Below are 17,407 nucleotides of genomic sequence, written 5' to 3' on the forward strand. Positions count from 1 at the left end.
TCAGTTGCCTCCGGGAACGGCGACCCGTCTGTTGAGCGCTTCGATGCCGCGGTTGACCGTCACGGTCAACACGAAGTAGATGAGTGACGCCGCGAGGAACACCTCGAGGGCGGCGGTCGTCTGGATGGAGAACAGGTCGTTGCTCTTCTTGAGGAGTTCCGCGACGCCGATGGCGTACGCGATGCTGGTGTCCTTCAGAACGATGGTGAACTCGTTCTGGAACCCCGGCACCGACCGCCGCAGCGCCTGCGGCAGGACGACGTGCCGGATGGCGCCCAGTTTCGAGAGGCCGACCGACCGCGCGGCCTCGAGTTGGCCGCCGCCGACGCTCTCGATGGCGCCCCGGAATATCTGGCTCTGATAGGCGGCCGACCGGACGCCCAGCGCCACCGTCGCGGCGAGGAACGCCGGCGAGAGACCGACCGCGAAATACGTGATGGCGATGATGACCAGGATGGGCGTGCCGCGGATAGCGACGCCGAGCGGCCGCACCACGCCCCGGGAGTACTTCCCGCCGTAGGCCTCGACGACGCCAGCCGGGAGTCCGAGGACGAATCCGAGCACGATGCTGAAGAACGTCAGCAGCACCGCGATACGCGTGCCTGCCACGAAGAATTCCCGCTGCTGCCAGACGAACTGCCAGTCGCTATCGGCGGCGGCTTGCGCCAGTACGAGCAGCCAGTTCATGCGTCTTAGTTATCGCTGCCTGCCGTCTCAGGGAGCCACTCGGATTCGATTTCATCGTACGTGCCGTTCTCACGGACGGTCTCGAGGCCGTCGTTGAGCGCGCTCTGAACTTCGGAGGCGTTCTCCTGAACGCCGAAGCCGTACTGCTCGTTGGTCTCGATGGTGAACGCCATGACGACCGGCCGGTCCTGGATGAACGTCTCCGCGACGGGCGTGTCGATGATCACAGCGTCCGTGTTCCCGTTCACGAGATCCTCGATGGCGAGCACGTAGTTCTCGTAGGTGGTCGCCTGTGACTCGCTGATGGTGCCGTCGTCGACGAGTGCCTGCATCTGGTTGGCACCAGTGGTGCCGGACTGGGCGCCGATGGGGTGGTCTGCGAGGTCGTCCGTCGAGTTCGGCTGGAACTCTCCACCCTCCCGCACGAGGACGGCCTGGTTGGCGTCGTAGTACGGGTTCGTGAAGTCGATAGTCTGGTCGCGTTCCTCGTTGATGGTCATCGCGGCGGCGATGACGTCGATGCGGTCGTTGGCGAGCGCGGTGGTGAGTTGGCCGAACTCGAGGTCCTCCCACTCGCCGAGTTCGTAGTCGGTCTGTTCGACGACTGCCGATAGCAGGTCGATGTCGAAGCCGACGAGTTCGCCGTTCTCGTTGACGAACTCGAACGGAGGGAACCCGGAGGCCGTTCCGGGAACGAGGGTGTTGCTCCCTCCGCCGTCTCCTGTCAGCTCCGAGCAACCTGCTACCGAGAGCGCCACGGCGGTCCCACCGATGCTCTTCAGGAACGTCCGCCTGTCAGTACTATCCATCGTACAGAGGATAAACAGCCGAACATCCTTGAGGTTCGTTTTCAGGTAAGTACGGAATATTGCCCGAATCAAGCCCCGAAACGTGTATTTACTGACGTTCTAGAGACGTCAGACTAGATAGTATTCCGGCAGTCAGTCGGCGTCGGTGCGAGCGCTGGCGCGCTCGGCTGCGGTGTCTGTGACGTCGGCTCGCGCGGCGAACAGGAAACACGCGGCGAGGAGACCAGCGAGAACGTAGTACGCAACCTGGACAGCCGGCGAGAACGAGACGATTCCGGTCCCGAGGAGGATCTGGAGCGTGACGAGCGTGACGGCTGCGGCGGTCGCACGGGCGGCGCGCACCGCGCCGCGACGGACGGCCCACACGAACGCGACGAGCGCGGCGGTGAATGCGAGCAACTCGAAGGCGTGGTGGACCATCTGGACGCGTAGGCCGTACACCGAGAACAGCGTGTTCCGGCTGAACGCGAGTTCGAGCGGGAGGACCGCGAGGCCTGCGAGCGCGGCGGTGCGAACGCGCCCGAGGCCGCCGCGGACGCCCTCGAGTTCGCGCACGCGGAGCGTGGTGTAGATGAGCGCGGCGTAGATGGCGAGCGCAGCGAGGTGGTGGATCGCCTGCGTGATGGGCGCGTACCCCCACGGGACGAGGCCGCTGAACGTCACCGTGGTGCCGCCGAGGATCACCTGGATGGGGAGTAAGACGACGGCGAGGAGGCCGCCCAGGCGGACGTCGCGTTCGTCGTAGTAGCGCCACGCCGCGAGGCCGGTGCCGACGATGAAGAAGCCGACGACCATGGCGACGAAGCGGTGGAACCACTCGATGAAGTCGTGGAGCGGAAGTCCGAACGGCAGCAGCTGGCCGTTGCAGTACGGCCACTGCAGGCCGCAGGTCGCTCCTGAAGCGGAGACGGCGGTGAACTCACCGAGCAGGATGAGGACGTACGTGAGCGCGGTGGTGGCGAGCGCGAGGAGGTACGTTCGGCGTCCCATGTCGCGTCACAGTTCCCGCCGTCGGTACGTATGCGTGTCGTTTCCGACCGTCGGTTCGGACGTCGGTCGTCCGCGGCGCGCTCGGCAACGCCGCGGCCGCCGGATTCGACACACGACGAACGCGACGTTCGACGCATTGGGATAGGTTTTTGGCCGTCGGCACGGCACGGGAGTTCATGGGACTCGACGAGGACGCGCTGGACTACCACGCCAGCGAACCGCCCGGAAAAGTGGAGATATCGACGACGAAACCGACGAACACGCAACGCGACCTCTCGCTCGCGTACTCGCCCGGGGTCGCTGCGCCGTGCCGGAAGATCGCCGACGACCCGGACGACGCCTACACGTACACTGCGAAGGGCAACCTCGTCGGCGTCGTCTCGAACGGCAGCGCCGTCCTCGGCCTCGGCAACATCGGCGCGCAGGCGTCGAAGCCCGTCATGGAGGGGAAGGGCGTGCTGTTCAAGCGCTTCGCCGACATCGACGTGTTCGACATCGAACTCGACCAGGCCGACCCCGAAGCCATCATCCAGTCCGTCGCCGCGATGGAGCCCACGTTCGGCGGCATCAACTTAGAGGACATCAAGGCCCCCGAGTGCTTCGAGATCGAGAACCGCCTCGGCGAGAAGATGGACGTCCCCGTCTTCCACGACGACCAGCACGGCACCGCCATCATCTCCGGCGCGGCCCTCCTGAACGCCGCCGAGATCGCGGGCAAAGACCTCGCGGACCTCGAAGTCGTCTTCTCCGGTGCGGGGGCCTCCGCCATCGCGTCCGCGCGTTTCTACGTCAGCCTCGGCGTCCAACGCGAGAACATCACGATGTGTGACTCCTCGGGCGTCATCACCGAAGACCGGGACGTCAACGAGTTCAAACAGGAGTTCGCGCGCCCCGGCCCCGGCGGCGACCTGGCGGACGCCATGGAGGGCGCCGACGTCTTCGTCGGCCTCTCGGTCGGCGGCATCGTCGACCAGGAGATGGTGCGTTCGATGGGCGAGGACCCCATCATCTTCGCGATGGCGAACCCCGACCCCGAGATCGACTACGAGGACGCCAAGACCGCCCGCGACGACACCGTCATCATGGCGACCGGGCGCTCTGACTACCCGAACCAGGTGAACAACGTCCTCGGCTTCCCCTTCATCTTCCGGGGCGCCCTCGACGTGCGAGCCACCGACATCAACGAGGAGATGAAGGTCGCGTGCGCTCGCGCGCTCGCTGACCTCGCCAAGCAGGACGTCCCAGACGAGGTCGTCAAAGCGTACGGCGACCAGCCCCTCCAGTTCGGCCCCGAGTACATCATCCCGAAACCCGTCGACCCGCGTGTGCTCTTCGAGGTCGCGCCCGCCATCGCGGAGGCCGCCATGGACTCCGGGGTAGCCCGCCGGAGCGTCGACCTCGAGGCGTACCGCGAGGAACTCGAAGCGCGCCTCGGCAAGAGCCGCGAGATGATGCGCATCGTCCTCAACAAGGCCAAGAGCGACCCGAAGCGCGTCGCGCTCGGCGAGGGCGACGACGAGAAGATGATCCGCGCGGCCTACCAGATGCACGAGGAGGGCATCGCGGAACCCGTGCTCATCGGCGACCGTGGCGTCATCGAGGGCACCGTCGACGCGCTCGGCCTGCAGTTCGACCCCGACATCGTCGACCCCGACGAGGGCGACCACGAGGCGTACGCCGACCAGCTCTACGACCTCCGGAAGCGCAAGGGCGTCACGGAGAGCGAGGCCGAATCGCTCGTCGAACGCGACCCGAACTACCTCGGCTCCACGATGGTGCAGGCCGGGGACGCCGACGCGTTCCTCACCGGGTTGACCCATCACTACCCGAGCGCGCTCCGCCCGCCCCTCCAGGTCGTCGGCACCGCGCCGGACGCCGACTACGTCGCGGGCGTCTACATGCTCGCGTTCAAGAACCGCGTCATCTTCTGTGCTGACACCACCGTCAACCAGGCGCCCGACGCCGAGGTGCTCTCGGAGGTCGCACGCCACACCGCGGACCTGGCGCGCCGCTTCAACGTCGACCCCCGGGTCGCCGTGCTCTCGTACTCGAACTTCGGGAGCGTCGACAACGAGGGCACCCGCAAACCGCGGAAGGCCGCGAACGCGCTCCGCGAAAACCCCAACGTGGACTTCCCCGTCGACGGCGAGATGCAGGCCGACACCGCCGTCGTCGAGGACATCCTCCAGGGCACCTACGAGTTCAGCGAACTGGAAGCCCCCGCAAACGTGCTCATCTTCCCGAACCTCGAGGCCGGCAACATCGGCTACAAACTCCTCCAGCGCCTCGGCGGCGCGGAGGGCGTCGGCCCGATGCTCGTCGGCATGGACAAACCCGTCCACGTCCTCCAGCGAGGCGACGAAGTGAAGGACATCGTGAACCTGGCGGCGGTCGCCGTCGTGGACGCACAGGAGGAATAACTGCAAGCATTCGCGAACCGAGTGGCTCGAAGAGCCCGGAAGGTTCGCGATTCACCGAGCGCGAACGCAGTGAGCGCTCGGGCCGACGACTGAGCGGAGTGAAACGAAGCGAAGGAGGAGTGCTTTTAGTGCAGGTTTTGCCGAGCGAGCGGCCGAAGGCCGCGAGCGAAGCGCAAAACGTGCGTTCTAGTCGCTCGCGTGCCTGTCAGCTCTCGATGGCGGCGGAATCTGCGGCTCTGAATCGTTCACTTCGGGGAGCAGGCAGCGCGCTGGTTCCTGGTTGACGTGCGCGTACTGCTCGGGAGCGTTGGCGAGGACGTGTGCGGGGTTCGACCCGCTCTCGACCTGCGCGGCGCGAATCTCCTCGAAGCCGGCGACGCGGGCGCGGATACCCCGCCAGTGGTGCTCCGCTGCAGAAGGGACCGAGAATTCGCTGATGGGTCTGTAGTCGTGGGCGCGCACGGCGAGCGCGGCGGTGTTGACGTCCGCCGCGAGGTCGTTGTGGTCGACGAGCACGCCGACGCGCGCGTTCGCCGGAGCGCGCGCCGCGAGCACGTCGAGACCGAGGTGGAGCGCGCGATACTCGGCGACGTTGTTGTCCGGCGCTTCGTCCGGGACGGCGAGGCGCGCGACGCGCTCCCCGGAGCGAGTTTCGACGATGACGCCGAGGCCGCTCCCATCGCGAGAGTACGAGCCGTCCGTGGCGACGTAGAAATCCCGATTGTGGGTTCGCGGCGGATGCGCGATGTGGGGCGTCGGGGAATCGTCGAACAGGTCGCGGAGGTCTGACCGGCCCACGATGGCCATACTACGACTACCTCCCCACGGGCCTTAAACGATACGCCGGTCTGTAGGACTGTGTTTAGCAGAGCCTCGTGTTGCCGCCGGCTAAACTTGCCAGAAGGTCCCGACTGAAGTGAACCATCTCGCTCCTACGTCCACCCAGAAAGCCCCGGCGCGCTCGCGGTCGCTCCGCAACATATCCGCTCCCGCTGGTCGCGGATAGAGGTCGCCGAGACGACTAAGCGATGCGCGAGCGCGCCGCCCCTTTCAGTCCTGCCCGGTACCGGCTGACCACTGGCAACGGGAGGGCTGGAAGGGGCGGACGGCTGAACGAACCCCGACGATGTAAGCACCGAGCGAACGCAGTGAGCGAGACGCGCAACGAGTCGCGGGAGTTCAGCCGTCCGGGGCTTTCTGGGTGTTCGAAGAAGCAAGTACAGTTCCGACTAGCGAAGCTTCTTGAGTGCTTACGAGGCAATCTTGAGAGATACACGCAGGTCACTTCGTTGCTCGCCGCAAACCATACGTGACGAGCGCGCGACGGTCCACGCATGGAAGCGCGCGACCTGATGACGAGTGACGTCGAGACCGTCCGCGAGGACGAGGACGTGAGCGAGGTACTGCGGAAGCTCGCCCGTCGGAAGTTCACCGGCTTCCCGGTGGTGGACGAGCACGACCACCTCGTCGGCGTCGTGACACAGCGGGATTTCGTCGAGCTGTTCCAGCCGAAAGACCGCTCCGTCTGGATTCCCATCGGGTTGCCGCCGTTCCTCGAGTCCCTGGACTACCACGTCGACCTGTCGTGGGACGAACTGGAGACGGAACTCGACCTGCTGCAGAACGCGGGACGGCCGGTTCGAGAGGTGATGACCGAGGACGTGCTGACGGTCAGCCCGGACGCCGACGTGGACGACCTGCTCGCGATTCTCGCTCACGATGACCGCGACGTGAACCGGGTGCCCGTCGTCGAAGACGGGAAACTCGTCGGCATCGTCACGCGCGAGGACCTGCTGCGGGCGCTTCACGCCGAGCGAAGCACTGCGTGAGCACGGAGCACTGCAACGCCGAGAACAGACTCCGGCAAGGCCACCGTCCTTCGAAACCGTAAACCCGGTCCGCCGCGGACAGTCGACGTGACCAACCACCGGAATGCCGGTCTGTTTCTCGCGCTCGCGGCGGTGTGGGGCGCGGCGTTCGTCGCTATCAAGGCGGGGCTGAACGCGGGGTTCCCGCCGGTGCTGTTCGCCGCCGTCCGCTACGACGTCGCGGGCGTGTTGATGCTCGGCTGGGCAGTGTACGCAACCGACCAGTGGCGGCCTCGTTCGCGAGCGGACTGGTCGGTCGTCGTCGTCGCCGCAGCGCTGATTTTCGCGGCCTACCACGCGTTCCTGTTCGTCGGGGAGACGAGTCCCGGCGTGTCGAGTGCCGCCGCTGCGGTCGTCGTCAGTCTCAGCCCGGTGCTCACGACGGCGTGGGCGCGGGCGTTCCTGCCGGCCGAGCGTCTCTCCCTGACCGGACTCGTCGGCCTCGGTCTCGGACTCACGGGCGTCGTGGTGCTGTCGGATCCTGACTTCGGCAATCTCCTCGGGCAGCAGACAGTCGGCGAGTTGCTCGTCTTCCTGGCTGCCGCGAGTTTCGCACTCGGGAGCGTGCTCACCCAGCGCATCGACGACTCCCTCCCCATCGAAACGCTGGAGGCGTGGGCGATGCTACTCGGCGCACTCCTCATGCACGGCATCAGCCTTGTACGCGGTGAACCGCAGTCGATACCGCTGGGAACCGATGCGCTGCTCGCACTCGGCTATCTCTCCGTGCTCGCGAGCGCCGCCGGCTTCCTCGTCTACTTCGAGTTGCTCGACCGCCTCGGCCCCATCGAGATCAACCTCGTGAGCTACGTCGCACCCGTCTTCGCGGCGCTCGGCGGCCTGCTCGTGCGCAACGAGGCAGTCACCCCGAACACCGTCGTCGGGTTCGTCGTCATCTTCGCGGGGTTCTGCCTGCTCAAGCGGGACGCGCTCGTCGACGAAATCGGGAAACTCAGGGCGTCGTGGGCGTAGCGGCGAAGCAGGCGCACCCGTGACCCGAACGGTTCGACGTCCCCGTTGGCGAAGCGATTGAGCAGCGGCCGACGACTGCGTGACGGCACGAACCGAAGGAGGAGTGCGTTTGTGACGGTTTTGCCGGTTGGTGCGCTCGTAGCGCAAAAGGCCCTATTTTGCGTCCGCGATCTGGTCGAACTGCTCTCGGGTGAGTTCGATGTCCGCGGCGGCGAGGTTCTCCTCGAGTTGCTCGGGGGTGCGCGCGCCGACGATGGGCGCGGTGACCTGGTCGTGGTGTACGAGCCACGCGAGCGCGACCTGAACGGGGGAGGCGCCGACGTCCTCGGCGACGGCTTCGACCTCCTCGAGCGCGTCGAAGTTCTCCTCGGTGAGGTACGAATCCACGAACTGCTGGTCAGTCGCGCCCCGGGTTCCCTCGGGCGGGTCCTCGCCGCGGGTGTACTTCCCGGTGAGGAAGCCGCCGGCGAGGGGCGACCACGGGACGAGTTCGACGTCGTAGTCGAGACACATCTCGAGGTAGTTCCCCTCGACCTCCCGGTTCACCGCGTTGAACCGGGGCTGGGCGACCGTGAACGGCTCGTAGCCCTCCTGGCGCGCGATCTCGTTGGCCTTTGCGACCTTCCACGCGTTCGGTTCGAACGTGGACGTGCCGAGGTAGTTGACCTTGCCGTCGCGCACGAATCCGTCGAGCGTGCGCATGAACTCGCGGGCGGGCGTGTCGTCGTCCCAGCGGTGGGTGTACAGCACGTCGACGTAGTCCGTGCCGAGGCGCTCTAAGATCTCGTCGATGTTGTTCCGGAGGTGTTTGCGGTTGAGGCCGCTCCCGTTGGGGTCCTCGCGGGTCGGCCAGTAGATCTTCGACGCGATGACGAAGTCCTCGCGGTCGCGGTCCTCGAGCCACTCGCCGATGTACTGTTCGGCGCGCCCGCTCCCGTACATGTCGGCGGTGTCGATGAAGCGCCCGCCGGCGTCGGCGTACGCGTCGAGCAGTTGGTCTGCCTGGTCGCGCCCCACCTCGATGGTGCCGGCGTCGTCTTCGCGGCCGAAACGCCACGTTCCGAACGCGATTTCGGAGACCTGGAGGCCGGTGCGTCCGAGCGAAACGGAGTCGAGGCTCATGCAGGAATCGAGGCGAGAAACGTTGATAAACGGTGCGTCTCGTGGGCGCGGTAACGATGGGGTGGAACGGGAACCAAAACGAAGTGAGGAGAGGACCAGGCGGCCAGGGTCAGTCCGAGCGGTGGCGGTGCCCGAGCAGGAGCGCGGCGACGTGCACGAGCACGAGGGTCACGAGGGCGGTCTGTTCGCCAGGGGTGTTCGGACCGGTGACGAGCAGCGGAACGTACAGGAACGGTAGCGCCACCGCGGACCAGAAGCCGACGACCTCGAACGGCTTCAGGAGGGTGGCGTAGCCGGGCGTACGGTCGACGTTCGATGCGACCTCGGCGAGCGCGGAGCGGGAGGGGCTGGACATGTGGAGCGACCTCGTGATTCATCCATCGAGCCCCCGGTCCATATAGGGGGAAGACCGTTGGCTGGCTTTCACCAGGTTTCAGCGATTCATCACCCGTCTAACGACGTTTTGAAACCTACTGAAGTCCTTCGAGACATTTTACAAACGGCTCTCTGTCTGTCTCGCAAGTTACTGTCTCTGGCAGAAATCGGCGGCCAATCAAGCCGAATTTGACGCCGCCGAACGGTGCGAACGACCCGACGTATTTTTTCCTGTCCGCGCAGGATTACTCGTAGGTACGTTCGCGTTACCGAGAGCAGCCCTAGAGGCCGCTATGCGGCCGATACGAGCCGATTCCGCAGACGACAAGCTGGCGAGAAGACCGCCGGCCTCGACACCGCCCCGCATGCAACGGTGTAGAAGGAAGCAGTCGCATTCTGGTAGGTACTTTCTACGCTGGACACTGGTGCTCTCAGCTTCGCGGTCATCCGTCCGGGCTGGTCAGAGAAGTGTCTCTGCTGTCGCTGACCCGGATGCACTCACGTAGTTGCGGACGGTCGACAACTGTCCTCATTCGAAACGTGACTGAGACGGCGCTAGGCGGAGCACTCGATACGAATGGAAGGTAGCAGCCGTTTCGGAGCACGTGCGACTAGACGTGCAGTGAGTTCACGTCAGCAGCCTGCGCAACGCGGTCGACCCGACGATCCCCGATGGCAAGGCAGCGACTAAGGTGCTATTGTGAGGCCGACGACGCCGGCGAGAAAGCTCCCGATGAGAACGAATCCGAACTGGAGTCGGCCCGGGAATGAGAGGGAGGTCACTCCGTGGTGGGAGGTGTCGCTACTGATGAATCCGGCTTCCGCGCCTTCGTCAATCGATGAGACGCTCGAGCCCGTTGCGAACAGGAACGGCGCAATCAACACGCCTGGCATCATCAGCCCCGCCGACAGAAGTTTGAGCGGGACCGTTGTCCAGTGGCTCACAGCCACCGCGGTGATACCACCGACCACCAGACCGCCAAACGTGTACAGGATAAATGTCCGGACGAGAGCTTTGATTTCCATATTGATGCTTCGAACGGCAGCGTGAAATGTATTTCTGCCAGGTGCCTCAGACAACGCGCCTGGCGGACCAGTAAGCAGGATTCACCAGATAGGCCTGGTCAATCTCATAGCGGTGGCGCTTCGGCATCTCCCAGTCTCCGTCGACGTCACGACACCGAACTCGAGACCGTACCCCTCGAATCGCGTTTCAGCGTCGCCCAGCGCTTCGACGGCGGCCCTCATCGGCGCGTCAGTGAGGAGTGCTTTCGCTTCTCCTGGCATCTCGTCAACAGCTGTCTCACCAAGGCTAGTTTCGTCGGTGCTCACACTGCCACCCCCTGACTGGATTCAGAATTCGCTGGTGAGTGTGGGTTTGAAGCTGAGGATGTATGCCCGGGGAGGGGTTCGAACCGAGTCGAGACGGCCACCCTCACTTCGTTCGGGTGCTGCGACTCGCCGGGTTCGAACTTCCACGCGCCACGTCGTTCGACGAACTCCTCGCTGGCGCTCGTCGTTACGTCGGAGAAGTGCCCGGGGAGGGGTTCGAACCCTCGACCTCCGCATGTCCCAGGTTCGAGGCTCGGCGGGCCTCACGGACATGCTGAGCATCCACGTGGCGAGTGGGTGCCGCACCGAAGCTCGGAACCCTATGAGTGCGGCGCTATGACCAGCTAAGCCACCCGGGCTCGATTCGGGGTAGGGGGAGGCCATTCTTTAACGTTCTCATCTCCGCGCGGCCACCCGTCGGCTTTAAGCCGAACCGGTGGTTTCGAGCGAACATGAACGCACCCGCGCTCGTCCAGTCCACGCTCGGGGACGAGGAGGTCGCGGCCCACGTCCCGCTGAAAGGCGAGGACGCCCTCTTCGTCACCGGGACGCGAACGCTCGTCTACACGGCTGAAGGCCTCATCAGCGACGAGAGCGTCACGGAGCACTCCCACGACGCCGAACGGATCCTCGTCAGCGACGGCCGCCGGAAGGCCAAGATCACGCTCGACTACGGACTCGACGGCGAAACGGAACTGTCGGTCCCTTCGGACGCACTCGACGACGCGCTCCACCCCATCGTCGCCGGCGTGTTGAACGCCGCGGACGTCACACAACCCGGCGAGACCGTCAAGCGCACGTACCGCTTCAGCGAACTCACGATCGTCGTGACCAGCGACCGCGTCGTGAAACACGTCGGCGCGGCCGTCTGGGAGGCCGAGTGCGAGCAGATCGGCTTCGACACCGTCACCGGCATCGACGTCGAGGAGGGGAGCGTCTCCAGCCAACTCGTCCTCGAGACCACGGGCCGAACGCAGCGCATCAAGGCCCCGAACGAGCAGTTCCGTGACGTGCGCGAAACCGTCGAGGACGCCGTCTATGCGTACCACGACGTGTCCGGCGCGGGCGAGTTCGAACAGTTGAACGTGAACGAGGAACCGTCGTCCGACGACAGCGGCAGCGAGGTGGAGTTCGGTGAGGGCGTCGACCCCATCGACACGAGTGGCATCGACGATGAACCACCAGAGGAGGCCTCGAGAGAAGCGACGGCGACGACCGGTGGCTCCGCGGACGCGTCAGGCGGGACGGAGACGACCGACGCCACGGCCGCCGACACCGGTGGAGCGGCCGCCAGTAAAGCGGGTGCCAGTGAAGCGGGCGGCGACGAAGCGAACGCCGAGCGCGACGAGTTCGCGTCCAGCGGCTTCGAGACCGCCACCTCGAAGGTCGAATCCGGGGTGAACCCGTCGGCGCTCGGCGCCGAACTCGACGAACTCGAGACCGTCGTCGAGGAGATGAGCGACGCCATCGAGAAGCAACGCGCGGTCCTCGACGCCCAGCAGGACGTCCTCGACGCCCACCGCGAGCGCCTCGCAGCGCTCCGCGAACTCGCGGCCGAGGAGTAGCGCTTCCGCTGCCCCGTTTCACTCCCGGCCGGTCACCTTCCGCACGCAGGACGACCCGAACGGCCCGAGTTCCCCGCTGTCCAGGCGGACGAAGTGGCCCTCCGTTATCGACGCGCCACATCGCCGACACGAGAACTCGCCTTCCTTCGTGTACACGTCGGACTGGAAGGCCACGTAGCCGCCGCCCTGCGGGTACACCTCGCCGCTGTCGCGTTCGATGACGCCGCGGCGCTCGGCCGCCTCCAGAATCTCCCGGGTCGTGCGCGGATGGGTCGTCACCGTCTCGACGCGGTCGATGGCGTCCGCCACGGACAGCGACCCGAACTCGAGTTTCGAGAGGAGTTCCACCCCCATCTCGACGGGGTCGGCTGGCTCCTCGCTCGCGTCCGCGGGGTCCTCGACGGGGGAGTCTGGGTCGTCGCCGTCGACCATACGGGCACTGCGTCGAGCGGGCGCTTAACGGTTGTGCGAGCGGCCTCGTCGGCGCGCGCCGGCCTGGCAGGACGTGGAGATGAACACGCATAAGCGCCTGCCCAGGGTAGCCGACGCCGATGAAGCGGTACGCGTTCGGCGGCGCACTCGCCGTGTTGCTCGTGGTCGCCGTGGTGTTCCGCCCGGACCGCGCGCTCGGCGTCCTGCGAGCGGCGGTCACCAGTCCGTGGTTCCCCGTCTTCCTCGTCGGCCTGTACGCAGTTCGTCCGTTCCTCGGGTGGCCAATCAGCCTGCTCTCGGCGCTCGTCGGCTACCGGTACGGCGTGGTCGTCGGCGTGCCGCTGGCGCTCGTGGGAGCCGTCGCGACCAGCCTGCCACCGTTCTACGCCGGCGCTCGCGCGCCCGCCGACGGTCGCCTGTTCGGCCGGTTCGTCGACGGGAGCGAGCGCTACTTCGAGGCCACGGGCGGCCTCCGCGGCCTCGTCGCGGCGCGGTTCGCGCCCACACCGCCGGAAGCCGTCTCCGCGGCCGCCGGCGCTGGCGGCCTCACCCTCCGGTCGTTCGCGCTCGGCACGCTCGTCGGGGAACTGCCCTGGGTGGTCGCGATGGTGGCGCTCGGCAGCGGTCTGGACGCGTTCACCGTGGACGCCGCGGAACTCGACTGGCGACTCGTCGCGGGCGGCGTGCTCGCGTGCGCACTGCTGGTCAGTCCCGTCGCGTACCGCGCGTGGCGTGAGCGACGCGCCAGCAGTGAACAGTGACCGCTCGAAGCGATGCAGCGCGTCTCAGAACGTGAAGGGGTCACTGCAGTCGACGATGACGCCGTGTTGCGGGCAGACGTACTTGCAGTGGCGTTTGAACATCGACGCTCCGCACAGCGGACATCCGCGGCCGCCGTGGTCGCCCTCGCTCCCCCGGGCAGCATCCTTCCCACCTGATTCACCGCACTTACCGGCCATACTGGCGCTTCGGACGGCGGTCGTATAGACGTGTTCGTCCCAAGACGGACAGGAAGCAACACAGGGAGAGCGAAAGCGGGTCGAACGAAGAACAGCAGAGAGTGGCGGTTATCGCGCGGTCAGGTCAGGCGCACTCGCTCCAGCCACACGACTCACAGGTCTTGCAGCCCTCGCTGAAGTAGAGGGACATCGACCCGCAGTCCGGGCACTCGGGGCTCTCGCCGGCCTCGATGAGCGACTGCGTCGCATCCTGGACGTCCTCACCAGTCGGTTCCGACAGCGCGTCGGCGCCGGCCGCGTCGGCCTGCGTGCCAGCGGTGTCGGCCTGCACTGGCCCGCCGTCCGTCTCGTGGTCGGTCGGCACGCCGCTGTCCACGGCTGTCTCGGTGTCCGCATCACCGGACTGGTCGGTGATCTCCGAGAGGCGCTTTTGCTGGGGGTAAGCCGCGCGGTCGACGTCGCCGTCGAGATAGCGGCGGAGCGCCGTCCCGAACGCGTCCGGGATGGAGTTCACCTGCTCGCCCTTGTCCCAGGCGACCTTCGGGCTGCGGATGCCCTGGAGTTTGTCCGCGATCTCCTCGGGGTCGACGCCCGAGCGCAGCGCCACGGAGATGGTCTTCGCGAGCGCCTCCGTGAACGAACCCGTGAACCCGCCGGAGTTGCCGGTGTTCGCGAACAGCTCGAACGGACGCTCGGCCTCGGGGTCCTCGTTGATGGTGACGTAGAGCTTCCCGTAGCCGGTGTCGACGCGCTGCGTGACGCCGTGCAGGAGGTCGGGGCGAGACTGCTTCTCGGCGTAGCCGCCCTCGAAGGCGTCCTCGCCGTGCTCGAAGAGCTCCCGGAGGTCCTCGCCGAACGCGGCCTGGACCTCCTCGCTGTCGAGGAAGCCCTCGATGCCGCCGAACGTCTCCTGGATGGTCTCGACCATCGCCTCGGCGGCCTCGTCCTCGTCCATGCCGGCGAACTCGGCGTTGTCCGCGCGCGTCGTGAGGACCTGCTTGCTGCGGGTGCCGTCGCGGTAGACGGTGACGCCCTTTCCGCCGTGGTCGTAGATGTAGCGGTACACCTCGTCCATGTCCGCTGCGGAGGCGTCGTTCGGGAAGTTACACGTCTTCGAGATGGCGGAGTCGACGCCCGCCTGACACGCACACTGCACGGCGGCGTGTTCCTTCCCGGAGAGGTCCGAAGTCACGACGAACAGTTCGCCGATGGCGTCCGGGACCGTCTCGAGGCCCTCGACGCCGTCGAAGGCGTTGTTCGCCATCTGCTCCTGAGCCTCCTGTTTGACGGCGTCCACGTCGAGGTCGTTGTCCTCCAGCGTGCGCAGGAAGTAGTCGTCGAACTCCACGAGCATCTCGTCGCCCTGCACGTCGTCGGAGACGTTCTTGTAGTAGGCGACGTTGTAGATGGGCTCACAGCCGCCCGTGGTGTTGCCGACCATCGACGTGGTGCCGGTCGGCGCGATGGTCGTGGTGTTGTGGTTGCGGATGGCGTAGCCGTCGGCCCAGTTTTCCGCACTTTCGCCGGTGTGGTGTTCGAACCACTCGGCGTACTCGGTGGGGTTCGCGTACTTGGAGTTGTCCCACTCGTCGAAGCTCCCGCGCTCGGTCGCGAGGTCGTGGCTCGCGGCCTTCGACCCGTGGTCGATCTGGGTCATCACCTGGCGCGCGATCTCGTTACCCTCCTCGCTGCCGTACTCGACGCCGAGCTGGATGTAGAGCTGTGCCAGCCCCATCACGCCGAGACCGATCTTCCGCATCTCGGAGACCTTCTCCTCGATCTCGTCGACGGGGAAATCCGACATCGTGACGACGTTCTCGAGGAAGCGGGTCCCCATCTCGATGCGGTGGTCGAACTCCTCGTGGTCGAGCGCGTGGTCGAGGAACTGGTTGATTCCCTCCTCCAGGGTGTCGTAGTCGTGTTCCTCGCTCCAGACGCGCCAGTCCGGGGCGTCCTCGGCGGCGAGCGTCGAGAGGTTGATGTGCCCGAGGTTGCAGGCCTCGTACTCCTCCAGGGGCTGCTCGCCGCAGGGGTTCGTCGCGAGGATGCGGTGCTCGGGGTGTTCCTCCACGTCGAAGGAGTGCTGTTTGTTGACGCGCTCGAGGTAGATGACGCCGGGTTCGCCGTTCTCGTGGGCGCCGTCGACGATGCGCTCCCAGAGCACGTCCGCGGGGATGGAGAGTTCCTCGCCGACCTCGACGTGCTCGCCGAGTCCGTACCGGGAGTACATCTCCTTCGTCTCCTCGGTGGCGATGTGGGGTTCCTCCGTGCGCGGGTTGGTGAACGTGTACTCCTCGCCCTCGTAGAGCGCCTCCATGAAGCCGTCCGTGACGCCGACGGAGATGTTGAAGTTAGAGAGGTGGCCTTCGACGGCGTTCCGCAGGTGCTTGGGCACCTTCCCGTCCTCGTCGATGAGTTCGCGGGCCTCCTCCAGAGCTTCGGAGAACTCCGTGTACGTGTAGTCGTCGGGGTCGTTGAGCTTGAGGGTGTGCGCGAGGCTGACGTCCTTGTTCTTGGCGTGGATGAACTCCACGACGTCCGGGTGGCTGACGCGCATCACGGCCATCTGTGCGCCGCGGCGCGCGCCGCCCTGCGCGATGGTCTCGCACATCTGGTCGAACGTCTCCATGAACGTCAGCGGGCCGGATGCGATGCCGCCCGTGGAGCCGACGGTGTCGCCGTACGGCCGGAGCTTCCAGAACGCGTACCCCATGCCGCCGCCGGATTGGAAGACCTCCGCGGCCTCCTGTGCGGTCTGGTGGATGTCCGTGATGTCGTCGCCCGGCGAGTCGACGAAACACGCCGACAGCTGCTGGAGTTCGTCGCCCGCGTTCATCAGCGTCGGGCTGTTCGGCATGAACGACAGATGCTCCATCAGGTCCTGGAACTCCGCTCGCACGCGCTCGACGTGCTCGCGGGCGCTCCCGGAGAGCTCCGGAACGACGGTGTCGTAGGCGAACTTGTTGACGTTGTCCTCGGTGAGTTCGACTGTCTCGTCGTCTCCGGGGGAGACGTCCTCGCCGAACACCTCGGTGGCGAGTTCGTCGCGGCGCGGGTGGTCGGGCTTTAGCTGGTCGGGCGTGACCTCGACCGGGTCGTCGGCTTCGTAGACGACCTCGGCGAGCGAGATGTTCTTCGCGACGCGCTCGAAGAGGTCGGTCTGGTCCTCGATCAACTCGCCGTCCGTGTTCTTCCGGAGGTAGCGAGCCGGGAGGATGTTCTGGTAGGCGTTGTCGGTCATGCGGTCGGCGAGCGTGTCGCCCGTGACGCGCTTGACCGGGAGCGTGAGTTCGTCCGCAGAGAGCTCCGGCGAACTCATCGGTGATCCCCTCTCGACGCAGTCCGTGTAGTGGTGGTTTGCATGTTCATGGAATGGCTGATATCCGTTGGTACGTGACGACGACGTATTATTCGGACGGGCAGGTTAGTACCTTCGATGGGTTCGTTTCCTGCCGACTCGTCGCTGTGAAATCCGGTGTCAGTGCGTACCCCACAGGTACGGGCGTGGTTACAATAACCCTAGTCAAAGCGGACTGAAAGTGGACGGAGTCGGTACCAGAAACTGCCAGACTGCGCGCTGATTTCAGTTTCACGAGCCTCGATAATCGCCGGACGGCGGAGTGTCGTCTCGCAGACCGGAGAGCCCCCAGACTGATAGTGCCCGGATTCGTGGCTCCGGGCATGTTGGCAACACCACTGGTGCTCGCGCTCGGCGGCCTCACATCGTCACCGGTTGGCACCCTGCTGGTCGCGCTGGTCGCCATCACCGCAATCGTCCTCGTCGGCCGCGTCGTCCTGAGTGTCGCGTGGAAACTGCTCCTCGTCGCCACCGCCGTCGTCGGCGCGGCGTGGATGGTGACGGCGTTCCTCGGGTAG

Annotated in this window: 17 protein-coding genes and 1 tRNA gene; 6 read left to right on the top strand and 12 right to left on the bottom strand. The window is 66.0% G+C overall.

The features are described 5' to 3' along the window. The 3 genes from LT970_RS08970 to LT970_RS08980 all read right to left on the bottom strand — a co-directional run bounded on the left by LT970_RS08970 (position 1) and on the right by LT970_RS08980 (position 2,486). On the bottom strand, positions 1–687 hold the full coding sequence (locus LT970_RS08970) for an amino acid ABC transporter permease (protein ID WP_232686126.1): 687 nt from the start codon (positions 685–687) through the stop codon (positions 1–3). 5 nt (positions 688–692) lie between these two features. Further along, positions 693–1,496: a basic amino acid ABC transporter substrate-binding protein gene (locus LT970_RS08975; protein ID WP_232686127.1), complete on the bottom strand. Its 804-nt coding sequence runs from the start codon at positions 1,494–1,496 to the stop codon at positions 693–695. 132 nt (positions 1,497–1,628) lie between these two features. Then, positions 1,629–2,486, bottom strand: coding sequence for a COX15/CtaA family protein (locus LT970_RS08980; RefSeq protein ID WP_232686128.1), 858 nt, complete (start codon positions 2,484–2,486; stop codon positions 1,629–1,631). Between the two features lie 176 nt (positions 2,487–2,662). Here LT970_RS08980 and LT970_RS08985 point away from each other — a divergent pair, with 176 nt between their 5' ends. After that, positions 2,663–4,906, top strand: a complete 2,244-nt coding sequence (locus tag LT970_RS08985) for an NADP-dependent malic enzyme (RefSeq protein WP_232686129.1) — start codon at positions 2,663–2,665, stop codon at positions 4,904–4,906. A gap of 186 nt (positions 4,907–5,092) precedes the next feature. Here the strand turns inward: LT970_RS08985 and LT970_RS08990 are convergent, their stop codons facing one another. After that, the gene (locus tag LT970_RS08990; RefSeq protein ID WP_232686130.1) at positions 5,093–5,713 is read right to left on the bottom strand and encodes a ribonuclease H; all 621 of its coding nucleotides are present in this window, start codon (positions 5,711–5,713) and stop codon (positions 5,093–5,095) included. Positions 5,714–6,240: 527 nt separating this feature from the next. Here LT970_RS08990 and LT970_RS08995 point away from each other — a divergent pair. Both LT970_RS08995 and LT970_RS09000 read left to right on the top strand, forming a co-directional pair. Continuing rightward, positions 6,241–6,735: a CBS domain-containing protein gene (locus LT970_RS08995; protein WP_232686131.1), complete on the top strand. Its 495-nt coding sequence runs from the start codon at positions 6,241–6,243 to the stop codon at positions 6,733–6,735. A gap of 87 nt (positions 6,736–6,822) precedes the next feature. After that, positions 6,823–7,746 carry a DMT family transporter gene (locus tag LT970_RS09000; protein WP_232686132.1) on the top strand — a complete coding sequence of 308 codons (924 nt, stop codon included), beginning with the start codon at positions 6,823–6,825 and terminating at the stop codon, positions 7,744–7,746. Between the two features lie 153 nt (positions 7,747–7,899). Here LT970_RS09000 and LT970_RS09005 read toward each other — a convergent pair whose 3' ends face one another. From LT970_RS09005 to LT970_RS09025, 5 genes are all read right to left on the bottom strand, one after another. Next, positions 7,900–8,868: an aldo/keto reductase gene (locus tag LT970_RS09005; protein WP_232686133.1), complete on the bottom strand. Its 969-nt coding sequence runs from the start codon at positions 8,866–8,868 to the stop codon at positions 7,900–7,902. Positions 8,869–8,977: 109 nt separating this feature from the next. Further along, positions 8,978–9,223, bottom strand: coding sequence for a DUF8028 family protein (locus LT970_RS09010; protein WP_232686134.1), 246 nt, complete (start codon positions 9,221–9,223; stop codon positions 8,978–8,980). Positions 9,224–9,930: 707 nt separating this feature from the next. Next, complete coding sequence (locus LT970_RS09015; RefSeq protein WP_232686135.1) at positions 9,931–10,269, bottom strand: hypothetical protein; 339 nt, start codon at positions 10,267–10,269, stop codon at positions 9,931–9,933. Positions 10,270–10,350: 81 nt separating this feature from the next. Then, complete coding sequence (locus tag LT970_RS09020) at positions 10,351–10,575, bottom strand: hypothetical protein (protein ID WP_232686136.1); 225 nt, start codon at positions 10,573–10,575, stop codon at positions 10,351–10,353. Between the two features lie 201 nt (positions 10,576–10,776). Next, positions 10,777–10,934, bottom strand: a tRNA-Met gene (locus LT970_RS09025). 93 nt (positions 10,935–11,027) lie between these two features. Here LT970_RS09025 and LT970_RS09030 point away from each other — a divergent pair. Then, positions 11,028–12,140 (top strand): DUF7115 domain-containing protein, encoded by a 1,113-nt coding sequence (locus LT970_RS09030; RefSeq protein ID WP_232686137.1) that lies wholly within the window; start codon positions 11,028–11,030, stop codon positions 12,138–12,140. An 18-nt stretch (positions 12,141–12,158) separates the two neighbouring features. Here the strand turns inward: LT970_RS09030 and LT970_RS09035 are convergent, their stop codons facing one another. Beyond that, entirely contained in the window at positions 12,159–12,572 is a 414-nt protein-coding gene (locus LT970_RS09035) for a DUF5830 family protein (RefSeq protein WP_432419596.1), read from the bottom strand. Between the two features lie 119 nt (positions 12,573–12,691). Between LT970_RS09035 and LT970_RS09040 the strand changes: the two genes are divergently transcribed. Further along, positions 12,692–13,333, top strand: coding sequence for a TVP38/TMEM64 family protein (locus LT970_RS09040; RefSeq protein WP_232686138.1), 642 nt, complete (start codon positions 12,692–12,694; stop codon positions 13,331–13,333). A gap of 24 nt (positions 13,334–13,357) precedes the next feature. Here the strand turns inward: LT970_RS09040 and LT970_RS09045 are convergent, their stop codons facing one another. Next, a complete protein-coding gene (locus LT970_RS09045) occupies positions 13,358–13,531 on the bottom strand; it encodes an HVO_2523 family zinc finger protein (RefSeq protein ID WP_232688710.1) in 174 nt (57 codons plus the stop codon). A gap of 124 nt (positions 13,532–13,655) precedes the next feature. Beyond that, positions 13,656–16,850 (bottom strand): adenosylcobalamin-dependent ribonucleoside-diphosphate reductase, encoded by a 3,195-nt coding sequence (locus tag LT970_RS09050; RefSeq protein ID WP_232686139.1) that lies wholly within the window; start codon positions 16,848–16,850, stop codon positions 13,656–13,658. A gap of 362 nt (positions 16,851–17,212) precedes the next feature. On the opposite strand from LT970_RS09050, the gene LT970_RS09055 reads away from it, so the two are divergent. Beyond that, positions 17,213–17,407, top strand: a complete 195-nt coding sequence (locus LT970_RS09055) for a DUF8029 family protein (protein ID WP_232686140.1) — start codon at positions 17,213–17,215, stop codon at positions 17,405–17,407.

The sequence above is a fragment of the Halobacterium zhouii genome (genome assembly GCF_021249405.1).
In the GTDB taxonomy this organism is placed as follows: domain Archaea; phylum Halobacteriota; class Halobacteria; order Halobacteriales; family Halobacteriaceae; genus Halobacterium; species Halobacterium zhouii.